The following is a 20,419-nucleotide window of genomic DNA, read 5'->3' as shown; positions in this document are numbered from 1 at the left end:
GGCGGTGCTTCCGATAAGATGCTCGAGAGGGGACTTTTGTGGACTTCCCAACCATGATGAGCTTGTTAGGAGCGGGCTTCGCCCTCACGCTCCAGATCTTCGTGATAACGCTGGTCGGATCGCTTCCCCTCGGTGTCGTGGTGGCGCTGTGCCGTATGAGCCGGTTCAAGCCGCTTGCCCTCATCACTCGGATCTACATCTCGTTCATGCGCGGCACGCCGCTCATGCTGCAGCTCATGGCCATCACGTTCTGCCCCTATTTCATCTTCGGTCTCACCCTGTCGGCCGAGTGGCGCATGTTCGCGTGCGCGATCGGCTTTATCTTGAACTACGCCGCCTATTTCGCCGAGATCTACCGTTCGGGCATCCAATCCATCCCGCGCGGTCAGTACGAAGCGGCCGAGGTTTTGGGCTACACCAAGTTCCAAACCTTCATGAAGATCGTTTTGCCCCAGGTCGTCAAACGCATTCTTCCCGCTATGGGCAACGAGGTCATCACGTTGGTGAAAGACACGTCGCTTGCGTTCGTGCTGAGCATCGGCGAGATGTTCAGCCAGGCGAAGGCGATCGCGGCATCGCAGGTCAGCATGGTTCCCTATGCGGTCGCCGCGGGGATCTACTGGCTTTTCAGCCTGCTGGTCGAGGTCGTGCTGAACCGCATGGAAAAGAAAATGGATTATTACCGGGACTAGCGCGTTGCGCGTCGGTGTGAGGAGGTACCGTGGCTGAATTCCCTGTGCTGGTTCGGTTGGAGAACGCCAAGAAGAGCTTTGGCGACACGCCGGTGCTCAAAGATATATCGCTTGAGGTCGCGCAAGGAGAAGTGCTGGCGATCATCGGTCCGTCGGGCGGCGGCAAGTCCACGCTTCTGCGCTGCTGCACGCTGCTTGAAACGCTGGACGCCGGATCGCTGTCGTACGGCGATATCGAGGTTGCGCGCGACAACGGGGCCGGTCGATCGGTGTACGGCGGCAAGGATGTGCTGGGAAAGGCGCGCCAGCGCTTCGGTTTGGTGTTTCAGAGCTTCAACCTGTTCCCGCATTACACGGTTATCCGCAATATAACCGACGCGCCGATCTCGGTGCAGAGGCGCCCCAAAGACGAGGTTATGGCCCAGGCGCGCGAGTTGCTGGTGAAGATGGGCCTCGAGGATCGGGAAGACGCGGTTCCCAGCGAGCTGTCGGGCGGCCAGCAGCAGCGCGTCGCCATCGCTCGGGCCCTGTGCCTTAATCCCGACGTGCTGTTCTTCGATGAGCCCACCAGCGCACTCGACCCCGAACTCACCCAGGGGGTGCTGAAGGTCATTCGCAGTCTGGCCGACGAGCATATGACGATGGTCATCGTCACACACGAGATGTCGTTTGCGCGCGATGTGGCCGATCGCGTGGTGTTCATGGACGGCGGCGTGATCGTCGAAGAAGGCCCCGCCCAGCGCGTCATCGACGAGCCGCGCGAAGAGCGCACGCGCGCCTTTCTCCAAGGCATGGGCGAGTAGCCCTGCGTTTGCGCGGGCGGTTTTTAAGGTCGGCTTAAGAATCGTGTCGATTGAGAGCAGAAACGGCAAAGGTTCGATGGCGCAAACGTGGCGAAAGCGTGCGCAAGGCGGACGGCCGTGCTTCTCATGGTATGTTCGGGCTGTTGAACAAGCGGTCGCAACGGCCGCCAGCCGATCGTCTGCATGCTCGGGGCGGTTGGCGCCGCGGCGGCTTCGGCCTCCATGCGAAAAAGGAGCGGATCATGAGCGATCAATCCCATCTGCCCAACCAGTCCCAACAGTTCCCAACGCCTTCGCGGCCTGTGGATGGATCCGCTGCGCCTATCAGGCGTGACGCACCCGTTCCTCCCCGAGATCTTACGGAAGGTTCAGCGGGTGCGACCGGCGGCTACGCTCCGGTCAACCAGGCTCCCATTCCTCCTGTCGCGCACGGTTCGGCATCCGGGAGCGTGGGATACGCCGGCGGTTGCGCGCCGAGCGATTCGTCCCCGAAAAAAGATCACGTCTTCGCCAAGGCGTTCGGTGGAACCGCCCTGGCCGCGGTTCTGGTTTTGGGCGGCTTCTCCGCCGTTCAGGGCATTACCGGCTACGGTGTGGGGAAAGCGAACATCACGCTGGGCTCGTCCAACCCCAGCACCATCGAGGCGACCGATCCCGACCAGACGCTGTCCGAGGCCGTCGCCGAAAAGACGCTCCCTTCGGTGGTGTGCATTTACGCGTACAGCCAGCAGACGCCTTACGGAGGCAGCCTGTTCGGTTTCGGGAGCAGCGGCGATTCGGCCGAACTTGCCCAGTCGTCGCTGGGCAGCGGGATCATCCTTTCCCAGGATGGATACATCCTTACGAACTACCACGTGATCCAAGGATCCGATGCGTTGAAGGTGAACATCGAGGGAACCGAGTACAGCGCCGATATAGTCGGCTCCGATCCGAGTTCGGATCTGGCGGTTATCAAGCTGCAGGGCGCATCGGGTCTGAAAGCTGCTGATCTGGGCGATTCGTCGAAGCTTACGGTGGGGCAGTGGGTTATGACCATCGGCAGCCCCTTCGGTCTCGAGCAGTCCGTGGCTACGGGCGTGGTGTCGGCCACCAGCCGTTCGCAGATCATCGATAACTCCCAATCCGAGGGAGGCGGCAGTTGGAGGGGCCAAGCTTCCGGCAGCACTATCTATCCCAACATGATCCAGACCGATGCGGCCATCAACCCGGGTAATTCCGGCGGTGCGCTGGTCGATGCCAACGGCAAGGTCATCGGCGTGAACACCCTCATCACCTCCAATTCGGGCAACTACTCGGGCGTTGGGTTCGCCATTCCCATCAACTACGCCGTCAACATAGCCCAGCAGATCATCGCAGGGGAAACGCCTACGCATGCCCGTCTGGGCGCGACGCTGAACACGGTTAACGCCAGCATCGCGAAGCGCTACAGCCTTACGGTGAACCATGGCGCCTACATCGCGTCGGTTTCGCCGGGCACGGGAGCCGATAGCGCCGGTTTGAAAGAGGGCGATATCGTTGTCGAATTCGACGGCAAGTCGATCAACGATGCGAGCGATCTCATGCTGAGCGTGCGCGGCCACAATCCCGGCGATACGGTCAAGCTCACGGTCGATCGCGACGGTCAGACCATGGACCTTACGGTGACCTTGGGATCCGACGCCCAAACGAGCGCTGCCTCGCCGTCGCGACGATAGTCTTTCCGATCGGAGCGCATCTCGAAACGGAGAGGGTTTTTCAAGGGGGCCGAACCGATCGGCCCCCTTCTGATGTTCAAATCGGGTAATATGGGCGGGATGTGGAAAGGCCTGTCGGAAGGAATCTGAATGGCTGGAGATTACAAGTACAAGCGCGTTTTGCTGAAGCTTTCCGGTGAAGCCCTCGCAGGAGATGTCGGCTACGGTATCGATCCGAAGGTCGTTGACGATCTGGCCGATCAGATCGGGGAGATCGTCAACGACGGGGTTCAGCTCGCCGTGGTCATCGGCGGTGGAAACATCTTTCGCGGCATGGCGGGCTCGGCCGAGGGAATGGACCGTTCGCAAGCCGACTATATCGGCATGCTGGCGACGGTCATGAACGCCCTTGCGCTTCAGGATGCCTTCGAGCGCCACGGTATCTTCAGCCGCGTTCAGAGCGCCATCAACATGCAGGAGGTTTCCGAGCCTTATATCCGACGCCGCGCCTTGCGCCACCTCGAAAAAGGCCGCGTCGTCATTCTGGCGGCCGGAACCGGCAACCCCTACTTCACCACCGACACCACCGCAGCCCTGCGCGCTTGCGAGCTTGATGTCGATTGCCTGATGAAGGCTACGAAGGTGGACGGGGTGTACGACAGCGACCCGGTGAAGAACCCCGATGCGAAGCGCTTCGATCGCATCACCTATATGGACGTGCTGGCCAAGGGGCTCAATGTGATGGACGCCACGGCTACGTCGCTGTGCATGGACAACGACATGCCCATGATCGTGTTCGATCTTACCGAGAAGGGCAACATCGCGCGTGCCCTGAGGGGCGAGCCGGTGGGAACCGTCGTCGAATCGGCGTAAAGGTCCGCATTGCCGATCGTCGAAGAGGCGATGGCTAAGCGATCCGATGTAGGGTATAACCGTAGGTGCGCCGAAACGACGCATCTGAACGGCTCGAACGCAGGTGTTCGGGCATTTCGACCGCAAAGGAGCTTCGGTATGATCGAAGGCGTTATCGAACAGGCAGAGCAGCGCATGATGGGCTCTCTCGAATCGCTGAACACCGCGTTTTCCGGTGTGCGCACGGGGCGCGCCAACGCGATGGTCCTGGACAAGATCCGCGTCGACTACTACGGCGTTCCCACGCCTATCAACCAGATGGCCGGTGTGAAGTCCCCCGACGCCCACATGCTGGTCATCGAGCCGTGGGACAAGTCGGTCCTGCGTGCCATCGAGCACGCCATCCTCGAGAGCGATCTGGGCGTGACGCCGTCCAACGATGGCTCGGTCATCCGCCTTCCGTTTCCCGCGCTTACCGAGGAGCGCCGCCGCGATCTGGTGAAGCAGTGCAAAACCTACGCCGAGGAAGCGCGCGTGTCCGTGCGCAATGCCCGCCGCGATGCCAATACCGCCATCGAGAAGGCCGTGAAGAACGACGGTCTGCCCGAGGATGACCAGCGTCGGGGCGAGGCCGAGGTGCAGAAGCTCACCGACAAGTACATCGCCGAGGTGGACGCCGTCTTCAAAAAGAAGGAAGCGGAAGTGATGGAGATCTAATCTATGCTGCGTAAACCGCTCGATTACATATTTCCGAACCCTCCCGAGGGTCTGAATCCGGAATCGCTTGTCGTCGAAGCGGTGCCGCGTCACGTCGCCGTCATCATGGATGGCAACGGACGCTGGGCGAAAAAGCGTGCGCTCAACCGTTTGAACGGCCATAAGGCCGGTATCGAGGCGGTGCGCGAGACCATTCGCTGCGCTAACGACGTGGGAGTCGATTTTCTCACCATCTACTCGTTTTCGTCCGAGAACTGGAAGCGTCCGTTCGAAGAGGTGAGCGGCCTTATGAACCTGTTCGCCACCACCATGCTGGCCGAAGTCGACGGCCTGCACGAGGAGGGTGTGCGCGTCGCGACCATCGGGCATGTCGAGGGGCTTCCCGACAAGACGCGCGCGGCGTTTCGGGAAGCGTGGGAAAAGACGAAGGACAACACCGGAATGACGCTGGTCATCGCGGTGAACTACGGCGGTCGCACCGAGATCGTCGATGCGGCGCGCGCCTTGGTCGAGCGCTCCGTTGCCGCGGTTCGTTCGGGAGCGGAGCCTCCCGAAGTGACCGAGGCGGAATTCGAGCGCTTTCTGTACACCGCTCGCATTCCTGACCCCGACGTTATCCTGCGCACCAGCGGCGAGATGCGCGTGTCGAACTTTCTCCTATGGCAGGGGGCCTACGCCGAGTTCGTGGGCGTCGATGCCCTGTGGCCCGATTTCGACCGATACGAACTTCTGCGAGCCCTGCTGGAGTTCCAGCGGCGCGATCGCCGGTTCGGGGCGGTGTAGCCGTATGGTCGGCTCGAAAGGCGACAACGACAAGAAGGCCGCGCAGCGCGTCAAGGATTTCGCCTACGAGAAAACCCCCGAGAAGTTCAAGAACGCCAGCGATTTTCAAATCAGGCTCCGTACGGGAACCGTGTACGTGCTGATCTGCATCGCCAGCATCTTGGCGGGCGATGTTCCCACCATGCTGTTTTTAGCGGCCACGGCGGGCATCTGCTCTGCCGAGTTCTTCTACATGCTGCGCTCCGACGCCAAGATGCCCAACGAATGGATCGGCGTGGTGGGTGCGGCGTATCTGCCCGCCGCGGCCTTCTTCTTCGGTCTGCGCGGTATCGTGTCCGGAGCCCTTCTGCTTATGCTGGCGCTTACGCTGTGGTACGTGTTCTGGAATCGTGCGCGCATGCAGGATGTGGGCGTGAGCCTGTTCGGGGCGTTGTACACGGGCATGCAGCTGGCGTGCATCATGCTGGCGCGCATGGCGCTTCCCGGAGCCGACGGCGGGTTGCTGGTGCTGCTGCTGTTCGTCAGCATCTGGGCCAACGATGCGTTTGCCTATCTGGTCGGACGTAAGTTCGGCAAGCACAAGCTCGCTCCGCGTACCAGCCCGAACAAGAGCTGGGAAGGGTTTTTAGGTGGGCTTGCCGGCGGCGTTGCCGTGTGGTTTTTCGTCGGGCAAATTCCCAGCGTGCACATCGATCCTTTGCAGACGCTCGTCTTGGGCGTTGCGTGCGGTCTTGCCGGGGTTTTAGGCGATCTGTGCGAAAGCCGCATCAAGCGAAGCGTTGGTTTCAAGGATTCCGGAACGATGATGCCGGGCCACGGCGGCCTGTTCGATCGTTGCGATTCGCTGATGACCACGGCTACGGCGGCTTTCGTGCTGTTGGTTCTGTTCGGCTGTATCCAGCCGGTCATCTAGGTTCGGTTTCTTAAGAAAGAGCACTTTCTCATGAGTAAGACTTCATCTGACGCCGCGCGTCGTCCCCGCCGCATTGTTGTTTTGGGTTCGACCGGATCCATCGGGACGCAGACACTCGATGTGGCGCGACGCCATCCCGACAAGATAGAGGTGGTGGCGCTTGCTGCGGGAACGCGCGCGTCGGATCTGCTCGAACAAGCGCGCGACCTGGGTGTGCATCACATGGCTTTGGGGGATGAATCCCAGGCGGGCGGTGCCATCGCCGCCGATCTGCGCGACCAGGCGGGCAAGGACGGCTCCCTGGGCTTCGGATCGGACGCCGTGGCGGCTCTGGTCGATCTCGACGGGGTCGATGTGGTGGTGAACGCGCTTGTGGGCGCGGCCGGCCTGCGGGCAAGCTACGATACGCTTAAGGCCGGGCGGGTGCTGGCTCTGGCGAACAAGGAGTCGCTTGTGGTGGGCGGCGATATCATCATGCCGCTGGCGAATCGTCCCGGGCTGCTCATGCCCATCGACTCCGAGCACGGCGCGATCTACCAGTGCTTGGTGGGGGAGGATCCCGCCGAAGCGGTGCGCTTGTGGGTAACGGCGTCGGGCGGACCGTTTCTCGGTCGCACGCACGCCGAGTTGACCCGCGTCACGCCCGCCGAGGCGCTTGCGCACCCGAACTGGAACATGGGCGCCAAGATCTCCATCGATTCGTCTACGCTCATGAACAAAGGCCTTGAGGTGATCGAGGCGCATCACCTGTTCGGGTGTCCCTACGACGGCATCAGCGTGGTGGTTCAGCCCCAGAGCGCCATCCACTCCATGGTCGAGTTCTCCGACGGCAGCGTGAAGGCCCATTTGGGAACCACCGACATGCGCATCCCCATTCAGTACGCGCTGTCGTATCCCGACCGCTGGGACGCGCCGGTCGAGCCCCTCGACTTCACGAAGCTGGGATCGCTCGACTTCTGCGCTCCCGACACCGATACGTTCAGGTGCCTCGCCCTTGCTCGTGCGGCTGGCGAGCGGGGCGGCACGCTGCCGTGCGCCATGAACGCCGCCAACGAGGTGGCGGTGGCGGCGTTTCTGGCGGGAGAGGGGACGTATCTGGGAATCGCCGCATGCGTCGAGGCGGTCATGGAGCGCCACGACGTCGAAGAGGTCGAGAGCATCGAGCAGCTTGAGAGCGTGGACGCCTGGGCGCGCAGGACCGCGCGGGCGAACGTGCGGTAGGTGACGTTTCGACTTGTAGTCATTTTCTCGACAGTCGTTCGCCTGCGGGCGGCTCGCCTATAATCGAGGGGAAACATCGAGCGAAGGGACCCCTCTGTGGACGTCATTCTCATGATCGTGTATGCCACGATCGCACTCGGATTCCTCGTCTTCATCCATGAAGGCGGGCATTACCTGGCCGCGCGGGCGTTCGGCGTGCGCGTGTCGGAATTCATGCTGGGCCTGCCCGGCCCCTCCGTCGGTTTCACCCACGGCGAGACGCGCTTCGGCGTGACGGCGGTGCTTCTGGGCGGTTATGCCCGCGTGTGCGGGATGGAGCCGGGAGAGATGAGCCCGCATCTCGAGAAGGCTATGGAATCGCTGTACCGTCGCGGAACGGCGACGATGGAAGAGGTGGCCGCCGACTGCGGTATCACCCACGACGAGGCCTACGATGCGCTCGAAGAGTTGGCCGAGTGGGGTACGGCGAAGCGCCCCCTGAGATCCGACGATTTCAACACGTACCGCACCCCTGCGGTGAACCCGACCAAGCGCCAGATCAGGCTGGCCCGGGAAAAGGGCCTGCCTGTTCCCGAGAAGTCCGATATGGGCACGGCCCGTCCGCTTGAGGACGCGCGCTCCTTCTACGAGAGCGAGTATCGCCAGCAGTACCGCTCCCTGCCGTTTTGGAAGCGCGCGGTCATCCTGCTTGCCGGTATTTTCGTGAACCTGTTGTTTGCCGTGGCGGCCTTCGTGTTCGTCTATTCGGTTCTGGGAATCGATTTGCAGAACACGCAGACGGGCGAGGTGGTCCACCGCGTGATCGATCCGCTGCGTTCGATCACCGTCGGTTTCGCCTACATCGGCATGGTGTTTCAGGCGGTTGCCCAGCTGTTCAATCCCCAGACGGCGGCGGAGACCGTGTCTCAGTCCAGCTCTATCGTGGGTATCGCCGTGATCTCGAAGACGGCTGCTGAACAGGGATTTCAGTCTTTCTTGTCCTTCATGGCCATGTTGTCGGTATCGCTGGGCGTCATGAACCTCATACCCATCCCGCCTCTTGACGGGGGGCGGTTCGCTGTCGAGGTGTATCAGAAGGTCTCGCGCAGGTTGGTGTCCGAGAAGGTTATGACCCGCTTGTCAACCGTCGGTTTGGCCTTGTTCGGGCTTCTGTTCGTCGTCATGATGGGTCAGGACATCTCGCGGTTCGTGCTGGGATAATCACGGATTTTCGGTGCTGCCGCCTAGGTGGTCGCTGGGGATACGCGTTCGTTGCGCGGTTTCCTCGCACCTTCGCGCTACGGCGTGAAGGCGGTTGTGCCGCCGTTTTCCCGCACTGCGAGGTAGAATGAGAAGACTGCGCAATCACGAGACGAAACGGGGGAGGCATGGCTTACAGAGAACCTGACGCCCAGCCGGAAAAGCCCAACCGGCTTACCCGTCGCGTCATGGTCGGCGCCGTTCCCATCGGCGGCGGAGCCCCGGTGGCGGTTCAGTCCATGCTGACGGCCGACGCGTTTGACGTCGAGGCGAACGTATCTCAGATCGAAGCGCTGGCGGAAGCCGGATGCGAGATCATCCGGATGGCCGTTCCGCGTCGTTCCTGCTTGGATGCGTTCGAGCGGGTATGCAGCCGCTCGCCGCTTCCCGTGGTCGCCGACGTTCACTTCGACGCACAGATCGCCATCGAGGCGGCGCACCGCGGCGCGGCCAAGCTGCGCATCAATCCGGGAAACATCGGGGGATGGGAAAAGGCCGATCTGGTGCTTGACGCCGCCGAGGAGGCGGGGATCCCCATTCGCATCGGCGTGAACGCGGGTTCGCTCGACGAGGCCGTTGCTCGGCGCGACGACCTCTCGCTTCCCCAGAAGCTTGCGCTCTCGGCGTCCGAGTACGTGCGCCATTGCGAACAGCGCGGCTTTCGCGATCTGGTGGTAAGCGCCAAAGCGCACGACGTCATGACCACGGTGCGCACGTATCGCCTCCTTGCTTCCGAGATTCCGCACGTCCCTTTGCATATCGGCGTTACCGAGGCGGGCACGCAGTTCCAAGGAGTCATAAAGTCGGCATCCGGTTTGGGGATTCTTTTGGAAGACGGTATCGGGGACACGATGCGCATCTCGCTTACCGATGACCCCGTGAACGAAGTGAGGGCGTGCTGGACGTTGCTTTCCGCGCTCGATCTGCGTCGTCGCGGCCCCGAGATCATCAGCTGCCCTACATGCGGACGCTGCCAGGTCGATCTTATCGGACTGGCCGAGCGAATGGAGGGGCATTTGCGCACGGTCAGGCATCCGGTGAAAGTGGCCGTGATGGGCTGCGTGGTGAACGGACCCGGCGAGGCCAAAGATGCCGACGTGGGCGTGGCCTGCGGCAAGGGATCGGCTGTCGTGTTCAGGAACGGAGAGGTCGTCCGCAAAGTATCCGAAGACCAGGTTGCGGACGCATTGATAGAGGAGATCGAAAAGCTATGACGAACATCATTCGCATGAGCAGTCTGTACGCGCCCACCCTGAAGGAGGATCCTTCAGACGCCGAGCTTGCCAGCCATCGGCTTTTGCTGCGTGCGGGCATGATTCGCAAGATGGGATCGGGTCTGTACACCTTCCTTCCCTTGGGGATGCGCGTTCTCAACAAGATTTCGGACATCGTCTCCGAAGAAATGGACGCGATCGGGGCGCAGGAGATCATCATGCCCATCCTGCAGCCGGCCGACCTGTGGCACGAGAGCGGTCGGTGGGAGGCCTACGGCCCCGAGCTGATGCGCATTTCCGATCGCCACGACGCCGATTTCTGCCTCGGTCCCACCCACGAGGAGATCATCACCGCGCTCGTGCGCAACGAGCTGCGCTCCTACAAAGAGCTGCCTTTGGCTCTGTACCAAACCCAGATGAAGTACCGCGACGAGATCCGCCCGCGTTTCGGGCTGATGCGCTCTCGCGAGTTTCTCATGAAGGATGCGTACAGCTTCCACGCCACCCAGGAATCGCTTCAGAACACCTATGACGATATGAGCGAGGCCTATGGGCGCATCATGGATCGCCTGGGTCTGCAGTGGCGTGCGGTCGAGGCCGATGGCGGTCAGATCGGCGGTAAGGTCACCATCGAGTTCATGGCGCTGGCCGATGCGGGTGAGGCGGCCATCGTGTACAGCGACAGCGGGTACGCCGCCGATACCGAAGCGGGCGAGTGCATCGCGCGACCCACCGAGCATAAGGTGGAACGCATCGAAAAGGTGGCCACCCCGGGTGTTCACACCATCGACGATCTGGCCCGGTTCTTGGGAATTCCCGCCAGTTCTACGGTGAAGGCTCTGTCGGGCAAAGATGCCGGAGGTCGTCTGGTGGTGCTGTTCATTCCCGGAGATCACGAGTTGAACGAGCTGAAGGCCGTGCGCGAACTGGGCGGGTTCACGTTGCTCACCGATGAGGAGATGGAGGGCTTCGGTCTGAAGAAGGGATCGATGGGCCCGGTCGGCCTGCCCGAGGCCGCCCGCCTGGTTGCCGACCGCTCGCTTCAGGGCATCTCGCGCTGGGTGGTGGGTGCCAACGACGACGGGTACCATTATGTGGGCGCGCAGCTGGGTGTCGATTTCCATATCGACGGATGGGCCGACCTGTGCGAGGTTCAGCCTGGCGACAGCTGCCCGGTGAGCGGCGAGCCCCTGAAGGGGGCGCGCGGCATCGAGGTCGGCCAGGTGTTCCAGCTTGGTACGAAGTATTCCGAGGCGATGGGTGCCACCTTCATGGACGAAGACGGCAGCGAGAAGCCGTTCATTATGGGCTGCTACGGCGTGGGGGTGTCCCGTGCGCTTGCCGCCGTGGTCGAGCAGTGCCACGACGAGCACGGCATCGCCTGGCCTGCGTCAGTTGCCCCCGCTCATGTGTGCGTGATTCCGCTGACGGTGAACGATGATACGGTGGGTCCGGCAGCCGAGAAGCTGGCGTCCGAATTGGCCGAGCTCGGAGTCGAGGTGGCTATCGACGATCGCAAGGACCGTGCGGGCGTGAAGTTCAACGATGCCGATCTGATCGGGTGGCCCGTCCAGATCATCGTGGGCAAGCGCGGTCTCGAAGCGGGAACCGTCGAGGTGAAGCGGCGTCGCACGGGCGAGAAGAAAGACGTTTCCCTCTCGTCGATCGTCGAGTTGTTCACGTTTGCGCACAAGGCGGTTCGCCAGGGAATCGATCCCCTGACCGCTTACGCCTCCATCTTCAAGTAGGGTCGAAGGGGCGGTATGGTGAATATGAAGGCGGTGCTGTTCGACAACGACGGCACGCTGGTCGATACGGCGGAGCTTCTGCTGAAGACGTTTCGGTACGCGACGAGAACCGTTTTGAACAGGGAATTTACCGACGAGCAGCTGATGCGCGGCGTGGGCATTCCGCTTGCGCGCCAGATGTACGATTTCACCGACGATGCGGCCGAAGCCGAAGAGCTGCTGCGGGTGTACCGTGCGTACAACAAAACGATACACGACGACATGATCTCGGTATTTCCGGGGATTCCCGAGCTGCTGGATTCGCTGGGGCGCGCCGGGGTGCGTTTGGGCGTGGTTACGTCCAAACGCCACGACGTGTGTCAGCATGGGCTTGAGATCTGCGGAATCGCCGATCGGTTCGAGTTCGTGATCGGATCGGACGATTGCAGCGAGCATAAGCCGCAGCCCGGTCCGGTGCTGTACGGCTGCGAGCTGCTGGGAATCGATCCGTCCGAGGCGGTGTATGTGGGCGATAGCCCCTACGACATCCTTGCAGGCCGGTCGGCGGGTGCCCAGACTCTGGGAGTGACCTGGGGAGTTTTTTCGCGGCAGCAGATCGCGGAGGCTGCCGAACCCACGTTTTGGGCTGATACTGCCGCCGATGCTGCTTGCGTCTTGGGTGTTTCGTAGAAAGGGGATTCATCCATGGGTTGCGAATCGAACGAACGCGCGACGCCCGTCGTCTGCTCGGAAGCGGCGATCGAGGATGCCGGTGCGCTCGACTTTGCCCGCGCCGCGCGCGATATGGAGGAGCGCGGCCGCATCCGAAGCGGACGGGATTGCGGCGAGCTTCGCCCGGTTATGCTGGTCGCGAGTTTCGGTACGAGTTACAACGAAAACCGTGCAGACACCATCGGCGCGATCGAGTGCGCCGTTGCGAACGCGTTTCCGCAGTTCGAGGTGAGGCGCGCATTCACGGCGCGCGAGATCGTCGAGAAGCTTTTCCAGCGCGACGGATATCGGGTCGATACGGTGGAACAGGCGCTTGCCCGCTGTGCGAACGACGGCGTTCGCGAGGTGTACGTGCTTCCCACCCATCTTATTCCCGGACGCGAATACGCCGATGTTCGCCATGCGGTCGATAAGTTCGTGGGACGGTTCGATGTGTTGAAGATGGCCGGGCCGCTTCTCGATACCTCCGATGATATCGACCGCGTGATCGGCGCCTGCGTCGAAGCTATGAGTTCTTCGGGATCCGAAGGGGAAACGGCGCTGTGCCTCATGGGCCATGGAACCAACGTCGCGGCCAACCAGGTGTATTTCACGGTGCGCGACGCCTTTGCCCTCAAAAGCCCGCTTCGCCACTTCATCGGCACGGTTGAGGGCACGCCCACGCTTGAGGACGCGGTGGACGAGATGGTTGCCGCCGGAGTGCGGCGCGCGGTACTGCGCCCGCTTATGGTGGTAGCGGGAGACCACGCGAACAACGACATGGCGGATGCAGACGACCCCGAATCCCTTGCGGGCATGCTTTCCCGGCGCGGGGTGGAAGTGGAGTGCCAGATCGAGGGGCTTGGACAGCTTCCCGCTATTCGCGCGCTGTATGTCCAGCATGCGCGCTCGATCGTGGAGGGCTGAGGCGCCTTCCACAATCGAGCGTTTCCCGGCATATGCGCAGCTGCACTCCGAGCATGCGCTCGCACGCAGGAAGCCGTTCTTCGTGCAGGATGCCCGATCCTGCCGTCTTTCGTGCGGCATCCGGCCACCTTGCTCTTCACGGTACGTTCCCTGCCGCTTTTCTCTCTATCAGGCTTGCTTCCTTTCAAGTGCAGGAAACCTGTCTTGAAAGTCGAAGGAGCGCAGAGACAGCGTCATGTTCCTGGGGGGAAACGGATACGGCGGCGAATACGCGCCGTGGCCGTGGGAGCTCTATCGCCGGGCCGCCTCGATGACATGGCTTGCCAAAACGCTGGTGGTGACGGCGCCCACGCCTCCCGGAACGGGGGTGATTGCGTCCACAAGGGGTTCGACGTCGTCGAATGCCACATCGCCGACCAGCTTCCCCTTCTCGTCGCTCCAGTTCGTGCCCACGTCGATAACGGTTTGGCCGGGGCTGAAGTATTCCGCTCCGATCGATTCTGCGCGTCCGATGGCCACGATTACGATGTCGGCTGCGCGGGTGAGGGAGGGCGCATCGGCTGTGCGCGAATGGCAGATGGTGGGCGTGGCGTTCGCATGCAGCAACAGCATGGCTGCAGGCCGGCCGATAACCAGGCTGCGCCCCAGAACGGCAACGCGCTTGCCGGCCGGATCGATGCCGTAGTGCCTGAGGATTTCGAGGCACGCCTGGGCCGTGCAGGGTGAAAACCCATCGCCCGATCCGGCGAACACCCCCGCAAGCGACTCGGTGGTTGCCGCATCGACATCCTTGCGTGCATCCAGCGTCGCGGCGGCTTCTTCCAGATCGAGGTGAGCGGGCAGGGGGCTCAGCATGAGGACGCCGTGGACGTTCGCGTCGCCGTTTAAGGTTCGGATCGCGTCGAGCAGCTCTTCTTGGGTGCAGGTGTCGGGAAACAGAACATGGCGCACCTCGATCCCGATTCCCTCGCAGCGTTTCGTTGCACCGCGTTCATAGGCGATCTGATCTTCCTTTTCCCCGACGCGCAGCACGGCGAGGGTGGGCTGGATACCGGCACTGCGCAGGTGGTCGGTCTGATCGCCGAGCCGTTCCTTCATCGCGGCGGCGACGTCTTTTCCGGATAGAAGCATGGCCATGAGGGATCCTTGTCGTGTGGGGGGGGCGAGGTTAGCGGGTACGGCGCACCGCATCCATGACGGAAGCGAGCGTTTCGTCGGCAAGGGGCGCATAGGTCGAAAGAAGTTCGTCTGCCTCCGATTCAAGCCGGAAGGCGTGCGAGCGGTCCGTCATGGATGCGGTGTTGATGAACACGCTCAGACTTGCGCTTTGAAGGGCCGCCTTGCACAGAGCAGCCCCCGCCCCGACGTCGGATAGGGCCAGCTTCGACCCGATCTGAGCCATGCGCGCGTGCACCGCGATTCCGCGAGCCGCGAGGCGCATGATGTCGAGCGGCGGGGCGCAGGCTGTTTTCAGGGCGGCTTCCATGACGTGCTCCCGACGGGGATCGTCTTTTGCGATTCCGTAGGCCTGGGCAAGCGGAGTGAACGCTTCGGCGTCGTCGTCGATGGCAGTCAGAAGGGCCGTCGAAAGCTCGGCGGCCTCCGCTACGAGCGCTGCCGCCTCGTCTTCGACATCAGCGTACTTCTTCTTCCCGACGGTCAGGTTTCCCACCATGCCGGCAAGATCGCATCCGAGTGAGCCGGTCAGCGCGGCGGCTCCGCCCCCTCCGGGGACGGCGTCTTTGGAGGACAGCTTGTGGGAGAACTCGGCAATCGCGTCGTTGCGAAACGTCACGGGTACCTCCTTAGGTTCGATGGTTTGCGCGTATGATAGCGAAACGAACGGCTCCCGCTTGCGCGGGCGGCCGTTCGTTTCGGCGAAGTTATCGCGCGAGCGAAGGATCGCAGCGTTTCCCGCGTCCTTTAGAAAAGCCCGACGATACGGCCCGTTTCATCGACATCGATGCGCTCGGCGGCGGGGGATTTGCCCAAACCCGGCATGGTCATGATACTGCCGGTGAGCACGACGACGAATCCGGCTCCGGCGCTCACTTTGACGTCGCGTACCGAGATGCTGAAGCCGCGCGGTGCGCCGATGCGCGCCGCATCGTCGGTGAAGCTGGCGGGCGTTTTCGCCATGCAGACGGGCAGGTTTCCAAATCCGAGGGATTCCAGCTTGGAGATCTCTTTGAGGGCTTTCGGCTCGATCGCCACGCCATCGGCGCGATAGATGCGCTTGGCGATCGCTTCGATCTTTTGGGCGATGCCCGCTTCGGTATCGTAGGAGAATTCCAGCTCGCTTTCCAGCTCGCACAGGCGCACGACCTCTTCGGCCAGCGCGATGCCGCCCTGGCCGCCCTTTTCCCACACTTCGGACAAAGCGACGTTCACGCCCAGATCGCGGCAGCGATCGGCGATGAGGGCCACTTCGGCGTCGGTGTCGGTGGGGAAGCGGTTGATGGCTACGACGCAGGGCAGCTTGAACACGCCGGTGACGTTTTCGACGTGCTGCAGCAAATTGGGAAGGCCCGCCTCGAGCGCATCGAGGTTCTCGTCGGCCAGCTGTTTTTTGTCGGCTCCTCCGTGCATCTTCAGCGCGCGTACCGTGGCGACGACCACGACCGCGCTGGGCCTTGTGCCCGTGAGGCGACACTTGATGTCGAGGAACTTCTCGGCTCCCAGATCGGCTCCGAATCCCGCTTCGGTCACCGCGTAGTCTCCCAGGGCGAGCGCCATGTTGGTCGCCATAATTGAATTGCAGCCGTGGGCTATGTTCGCGAAGGGGCCGCCGTGAACGAAGGCGGGCGTGCCTTCGAGGGTTTGGACCAGGTTGGGTTTCAGGGCGTCTTTCAGAAGCGCGGCCATCGCGCCCTGGGCGTTCAGCTGTCCGGCGGTGATGGGCCGATCGTCGAAGGTATAGCCCACCACCATGCGCGCAAGCCGCTCTTTGAGATCGGTGATGCTGGTGGATAGGCAGAACACGGCCATGATCTCGCTTGCAACGGTGATGTCGAAGCCGTCTTCGCGTGGGAACCCGTTCACTTTGCCGCCGAGGCCCACGATGATCTCGCGCAGGGCGCGGTCGTTCATGTCCACGGCGCGCTTCCAAGTGATCTTACGTGCATCGAACCCAAGCGCGTTGCCCTGGTGGATGTGGTTGTCAATCATGGCCGCCAGCAGATTGTTGGCGGCTCCGATGGCATGGAAGTCGCCGGTGAAGTGCAGATTGATATCTTCCATGGGAACCACCTGGGCGTATCCGCCGCCCGCCGCTCCGCCCTTGATGCCGAACACTGGTCCGAGGGACGGCTCGCGCAGCGCGATGACCGTTTTCTTGCCCATGCGGGCCAGCGCGTCGCCCAGGCCCACCGTGGTGGTGGTTTTGCCTTCTCCGGCGGCGGTGGGGTTGATGGCGGTCACCAAGATGAGCTTTCCGGGTTCGCTCGGGTTCTCGCGCAGGTAGTTGTAGTCCACTTTCGCCTTGCGGCTGCCGTACATTTCAAGGTAGCGCTCCGGTATGCCCAGATTTTCGGCGATGTCTGAGATCGGGGAGGTTTCGGTCTCTTGGGCGATTTCGATGTCGGATTTCATCATGATTCCTTCTTTCCCCGAGTTGTTTCCATCGCCGCCCAACCGGCGGAGCCTAAGGGTCTCAGTGTACGTGCTGACCCAGGTTGCGGCACGGTCGAATCTCGAACTTCGTCGGGTTTGTCGATGAGCGGTGCCTCCGTGCGCGATAGACCCGGTCGTTCGAGCGGCGCGGCGGGTCTTCGATCTGCGGGCATCCGTTCCATTCGGGGAATCCTATTGAGATCGGCCCGGATTTGGTGCATTATCGAATCATCCGGACGGCATTCCGAGGCGACGCGGGGGTGGCTCGGTCGGCCTTGGAACCACAAGCGAAGGAGGGTCTGATGGCGGATAATCGCAACGGCGGCTTCGAGGTCATAGGCGATGGGTTCAAAAACGTATTCCTTGCGGGTTTGGGCGCGCTTTCCCTTGGCGCCGAGAAGGGCAAGGAGCTGGTCGATGTCCTGGTGAAGCAGGGCGAGATCTCGTTTGAGCAGGGCAAGGAGATCAACTCCGAGCTACAGCGCAGGGCGGCGGCCGCCGCTGAAACCGCTCGCGACGCCGCGCTTGAGGCGCGCATGAAGGCCATGTCTGCCGACGAGCGCGATGCTTTTGCGGCCAAGGTGGCCGAACTCGCCAAACGACAGAACGCAGAGACCGAAGAGATTACGGTCGAGGTGGAAGAGGTGGTGGAGGACGCCGTTTAGCGCCTGACGCCGACGGTAAGGTCGGCGCCAGGTAAGCGGTTCCGGTGTTTTAGCGGCGGCCCTTTTTGGCAACTTTGCTGTAAAAGCCCCTGTCGACGGATGCCTCTGCGGTTTCAGGGCGCTTGCGGGGGGCTTTGCCCCTCCCGTCGAAGCTGCGGCTGTCGCGGCGGTTGCCATGGTTGCCGCGCGCATCGTCAACGTCGAATCCGTAGGCGTTCTTTTTGCCGCGCGTGCCCTTCCATCCCTCTCCGGTGCCGGGCGCGCGGCGCACACGGCTCTCGTTGCGGTCGGAGCGGAAGCCGCGGCGGGTGTCCTTGGGTTCGAAATCGCGGTTGAATCGCTGCGATCCTTCCTTCTTGCGGTGGCCGCCCGCGCCTTCGCGACGCTGATCGTCGGCCTTGGCCCCTTTGCGGGCAGGTCGGGGGATTCCCCTGAACGGACGATCCTCAGAAACGCTTTTCCCACCGTTTTGCTTGAAGTTGCGTGCACGTTCGATGTCGCGTGCGCGGGCGGGCTTCTTCTTGGGTTTTTTGCTCTTGGCGGACAGAAGGTTGGGGTCGAGGTCGTAGCTTTCGAGATCCATCATGGGAATCTGGCGGTCGATCAGGCGCTCGATGTCCTTCAGCCCGTTGCGGCTCTCGCGGCTGACGAATGAGATGGCATAGCCCACTTCACCCGCCCGTCCGGTGCGGCCGATGCGGTGCACGTAGTCTTCGGCCATGTCGGGCAGGTCGTAGTTCACCACGTAGCTGACGCTGGGAACGTCGATGCCGCGGGCCAGCACGTCGGTGGCCACAAGGATGCTCGTTTTGCCTTTGGCGAAGTTCTCGAGGGCGCGACGACGCTTGAACTGGGATTTATCGGAGTGGATGGACTCGGCGGCATAGTCGGCGTCGCGCAGCTGCTCCATGCATTCCTCGGCGCGGTTCTTGGTGCGCGTGAACACGATCACGCGATCGAAGCCCTTTTCGTCCAGAACGGCCTGGAGGAGATCCTGCTTTTTGCGGTGCTCGATGGGCATGATGTACTGATCGACCGACTGGGCGGTTTCTCCGTGGTGCGCGATTTCCACCGTCATGGGGTTGTTCAGGATGGGAGCGACGCTGCGCAGCACCTTCTTGTCGAGGGTTGCGGAGAACAGCAGGGTTTGGCGTGTGGAAGGGGTCTCGGCGATGATCGACTCCATGGAGGGCCAGAATCCCATGTCGAGCATGCGGTCGGCTTCGTCGATGACCAGTACGTCGATGTCGCGCAAGTTCACGACGCCGCGTTCGCGCAGGTCGTTCAGACGGCCCGGGGTGGCGATGAGGATATCGACGCCGCGCTTGAGCTTGGAGATCTGGGGGCCGTACTTCGTTCCTCCGTACACGGTGCACTGGAAGTGCTTGGTGTGGCGGCTGATGGTGAAGCACACGTCGCCAATCTGCTGGGCCAACTCGCGCGTGGGGGTGACCACCAGCATGCGCGGGCCGCAGCCGCGCTTCGATTTGGCGAGCTTGCTCATGGTGGGCAGCAGGAAGGCGGCGGTTTTGCCCGTGCCGGTGGCAGCGGCGGCGCAGACGTCCTTTCCTTCGAGGATGATGGGAATGGCCTGCTCCTGGACGGGCGTGGGATCGGTGTACTTCAGCGTGTCGATTGCCTTGAGCGCCGCTTCAGAAAGGCCGAGTTCTTTGAATCCGTTGGTCATGTTCTTCTTTCTTGTCGTTCGCAGCGCGCAGAAACAGTCGGCCTTTGGTCGAGGCCGCCTGGCAACAAGGCCCCAAGGGCCGTTTGCGGGCAACGCGATGCACGTGAAAACTGCAGGTTCTGCAGCCGCATCCGCCTCTTGCGGGATGCTTTGCGCTTGACGCGAGCCGCTTTCTCTGTGGGTGCTGGGAATACCAGGGGCGCCTTGTTCGCGCCGCGCGACGGGTTTCTGCGCTTTCAGCGCGCCCGATGCGAAAAGAAAGAATTTCGTGAAAAGCTGAGTTTCAGTATGGGGTCTTCGAAGCGGGATGTCGACCGAATCTCCGAATCGCCATAAGTTTTTGGAATTTGATCAAGAAGATTGTTGGCACGGCAGCTATGTCGGTTGCGCTTTCGACCGCGCTTTGCGCCCCGGCTTTTGCCGGGGAATATGTTGGTGCGAACGGGGAGGATATGGGAGATCCGTGGGGGGATGCCTACGCTCCTTACGTCCCCGCAGATCCGCCCGCTCCGGCCGCCAAGGCTTCGACCTCCGCGATGCCCCCTACGGGGGATTCCGTGGCTATCGCCGGTGCTGGAGCTGGTGTGGTTGCGGCTGCCGCCGGTGTTGCTTTCGCCGCCTATCGTCGTTTCAAGGGGAACATGTAGAATTCGCTGAAACCCTGCTTGAGCGTTGTGCCACCGCCGACAGGCGACACGCGTCGCATCATTGGGACATGACGCCGCGCGCCGCGTGAAAGGCGCACCGGGAGCGCGGAGGGACCGCGCAAGCCGCGATCGATGGTTCCGGCCGCGCCGTCTCTATCGCCGATGGATCCGAGGCGGCCGTATTCAAACGCGATCCGGCTTCAAACGGGCGGGTTTTTCGGTCCGATCGCTTTCTGCATTCGGTTCCCCTGATAGATGGGGCCGAGCCTCTTCGAGGCCCGCCTCGCGGGCGACCGCAAAGGCCCCGGAGGCTGCGGCTGCCGCCATGCCGTGGAG

The 20,419-nt window shown here is 62.4% G+C and carries 19 protein-coding genes; 15 read left to right on the top strand and 4 right to left on the bottom strand.

Features of this window, described 5'->3' with window-relative positions; translation table 11 throughout:
* The first annotated feature begins 38 nt into the window (after nt 1-38).
* From EIH26_RS00095 to EIH26_RS00035, 13 genes are all read left to right on the top strand, one after another.
* A complete protein-coding gene (locus tag EIH26_RS00095) occupies nt 39-692 on the top strand; it encodes an amino acid ABC transporter permease (protein WP_124060201.1) in 654 nt (217 codons plus the stop codon).
* 29 nt (nt 693-721) lie between these two features.
* On the top strand, nt 722-1,495 hold the full coding sequence (locus EIH26_RS00090) for an amino acid ABC transporter ATP-binding protein (RefSeq protein WP_304999822.1): 774 nt from the start codon (nt 722-724) through the stop codon (nt 1,493-1,495).
* 242 nt (nt 1,496-1,737) lie between these two features.
* Nucleotides 1,738-3,189, top strand: coding sequence for a S1C family serine protease (locus EIH26_RS00085; RefSeq protein ID WP_124060200.1), 1,452 nt, complete (start codon nt 1,738-1,740; stop codon nt 3,187-3,189).
* Between the two features lie 129 nt (nt 3,190-3,318).
* Nucleotides 3,319-4,041 (top strand): UMP kinase, encoded by a 723-nt coding sequence (gene pyrH / locus EIH26_RS00080; RefSeq protein ID WP_124060199.1) that lies wholly within the window; start codon nt 3,319-3,321, stop codon nt 4,039-4,041.
* A 138-nt stretch (nt 4,042-4,179) separates the two neighbouring features.
* Nucleotides 4,180-4,737: a ribosome recycling factor gene (gene frr / locus EIH26_RS00075; RefSeq protein ID WP_124060198.1), complete on the top strand. Its 558-nt coding sequence runs from the start codon at nt 4,180-4,182 to the stop codon at nt 4,735-4,737.
* 3 nt (nt 4,738-4,740) lie between these two features.
* The gene (locus EIH26_RS00070; RefSeq protein WP_164470925.1) at nt 4,741-5,520 is read left to right on the top strand and encodes an isoprenyl transferase; all 780 of its coding nucleotides are present in this window, start codon (nt 4,741-4,743) and stop codon (nt 5,518-5,520) included.
* Nucleotides 5,521-5,524: 4 nt separating this feature from the next.
* A complete protein-coding gene (locus tag EIH26_RS00065) occupies nt 5,525-6,433 on the top strand; it encodes a phosphatidate cytidylyltransferase (RefSeq protein WP_124060197.1) in 909 nt (302 codons plus the stop codon).
* A gap of 30 nt (nt 6,434-6,463) precedes the next feature.
* Nucleotides 6,464-7,654 carry a 1-deoxy-D-xylulose-5-phosphate reductoisomerase gene (gene dxr, locus EIH26_RS00060; RefSeq protein ID WP_124060196.1) on the top strand — a complete coding sequence of 397 codons (1,191 nt, stop codon included), beginning with the start codon at nt 6,464-6,466 and terminating at the stop codon, nt 7,652-7,654.
* Between the two features lie 96 nt (nt 7,655-7,750).
* On the top strand, nt 7,751-8,854 hold the full coding sequence (locus tag EIH26_RS00055; RefSeq protein WP_124060195.1) for a site-2 protease family protein: 1,104 nt from the start codon (nt 7,751-7,753) through the stop codon (nt 8,852-8,854).
* 167 nt (nt 8,855-9,021) lie between these two features.
* On the top strand, nt 9,022-10,107 hold the full coding sequence (gene ispG, locus EIH26_RS00050; protein ID WP_124060194.1) for a flavodoxin-dependent (E)-4-hydroxy-3-methylbut-2-enyl-diphosphate synthase: 1,086 nt from the start codon (nt 9,022-9,024) through the stop codon (nt 10,105-10,107).
* A complete protein-coding gene (locus tag EIH26_RS00045) occupies nt 10,104-11,855 on the top strand; it encodes a proline--tRNA ligase (protein ID WP_124060193.1) in 1,752 nt (583 codons plus the stop codon). The genes ispG and EIH26_RS00045 overlap by 4 nt, the downstream gene beginning before the upstream one ends.
* Before the next feature lie 15 nt (nt 11,856-11,870).
* Nucleotides 11,871-12,524 (top strand): HAD-IA family hydrolase, encoded by a 654-nt coding sequence (locus EIH26_RS00040; protein ID WP_124060192.1) that lies wholly within the window; start codon nt 11,871-11,873, stop codon nt 12,522-12,524.
* 15 nt (nt 12,525-12,539) lie between these two features.
* Nucleotides 12,540-13,472 carry a sirohydrochlorin cobaltochelatase gene (locus EIH26_RS00035; RefSeq protein WP_124060191.1) on the top strand — a complete coding sequence of 311 codons (933 nt, stop codon included), beginning with the start codon at nt 12,540-12,542 and terminating at the stop codon, nt 13,470-13,472.
* Nucleotides 13,473-13,763: 291 nt separating this feature from the next.
* On the opposite strand, the gene EIH26_RS00030 is transcribed toward EIH26_RS00035, so the two are convergent.
* From EIH26_RS00030 to EIH26_RS00020, 3 genes are all read right to left on the bottom strand, one after another.
* A complete protein-coding gene (locus EIH26_RS00030) occupies nt 13,764-14,609 on the bottom strand; it encodes a bifunctional 5,10-methylenetetrahydrofolate dehydrogenase/5,10-methenyltetrahydrofolate cyclohydrolase (protein ID WP_124060190.1) in 846 nt (281 codons plus the stop codon).
* 31 nt (nt 14,610-14,640) lie between these two features.
* Nucleotides 14,641-15,267: a cyclodeaminase/cyclohydrolase family protein gene (locus tag EIH26_RS00025; RefSeq protein ID WP_124060189.1), complete on the bottom strand. Its 627-nt coding sequence runs from the start codon at nt 15,265-15,267 to the stop codon at nt 14,641-14,643.
* 128 nt (nt 15,268-15,395) lie between these two features.
* Nucleotides 15,396-17,063 (bottom strand): formate--tetrahydrofolate ligase, encoded by a 1,668-nt coding sequence (locus EIH26_RS00020; protein WP_124061721.1) that lies wholly within the window; start codon nt 17,061-17,063, stop codon nt 15,396-15,398.
* 323 nt (nt 17,064-17,386) lie between these two features.
* On the opposite strand from EIH26_RS00020, the gene EIH26_RS00015 reads away from it, so the two are divergent.
* Nucleotides 17,387-17,749 (top strand): hypothetical protein, encoded by a 363-nt coding sequence (locus EIH26_RS00015; protein WP_124060188.1) that lies wholly within the window; start codon nt 17,387-17,389, stop codon nt 17,747-17,749.
* 49 nt (nt 17,750-17,798) lie between these two features.
* Here the strand turns inward: EIH26_RS00015 and EIH26_RS00010 are convergent, their stop codons facing one another.
* The gene (locus tag EIH26_RS00010; RefSeq protein ID WP_124060187.1) at nt 17,799-19,436 is read right to left on the bottom strand and encodes a DEAD/DEAH box helicase; all 1,638 of its coding nucleotides are present in this window, start codon (nt 19,434-19,436) and stop codon (nt 17,799-17,801) included.
* A 452-nt stretch (nt 19,437-19,888) separates the two neighbouring features.
* Between EIH26_RS00010 and EIH26_RS00005 the strand changes: the two genes are divergently transcribed.
* Nucleotides 19,889-20,083, top strand: coding sequence for a hypothetical protein (locus EIH26_RS00005; RefSeq protein WP_124060186.1), 195 nt, complete (start codon nt 19,889-19,891; stop codon nt 20,081-20,083).
* Nucleotides 20,084-20,419: the final 336 nt, after the last annotated feature.

The organism is Gordonibacter sp. Marseille-P4307 (assembly GCF_900604965.1).
Taxonomy (GTDB): domain Bacteria; phylum Actinomycetota; class Coriobacteriia; order Coriobacteriales; family Eggerthellaceae; genus Berryella.
The sequence above is the reverse complement of the archived record's forward strand: the minus strand, read 5'-3'. Positions and strand labels throughout refer to the sequence as shown.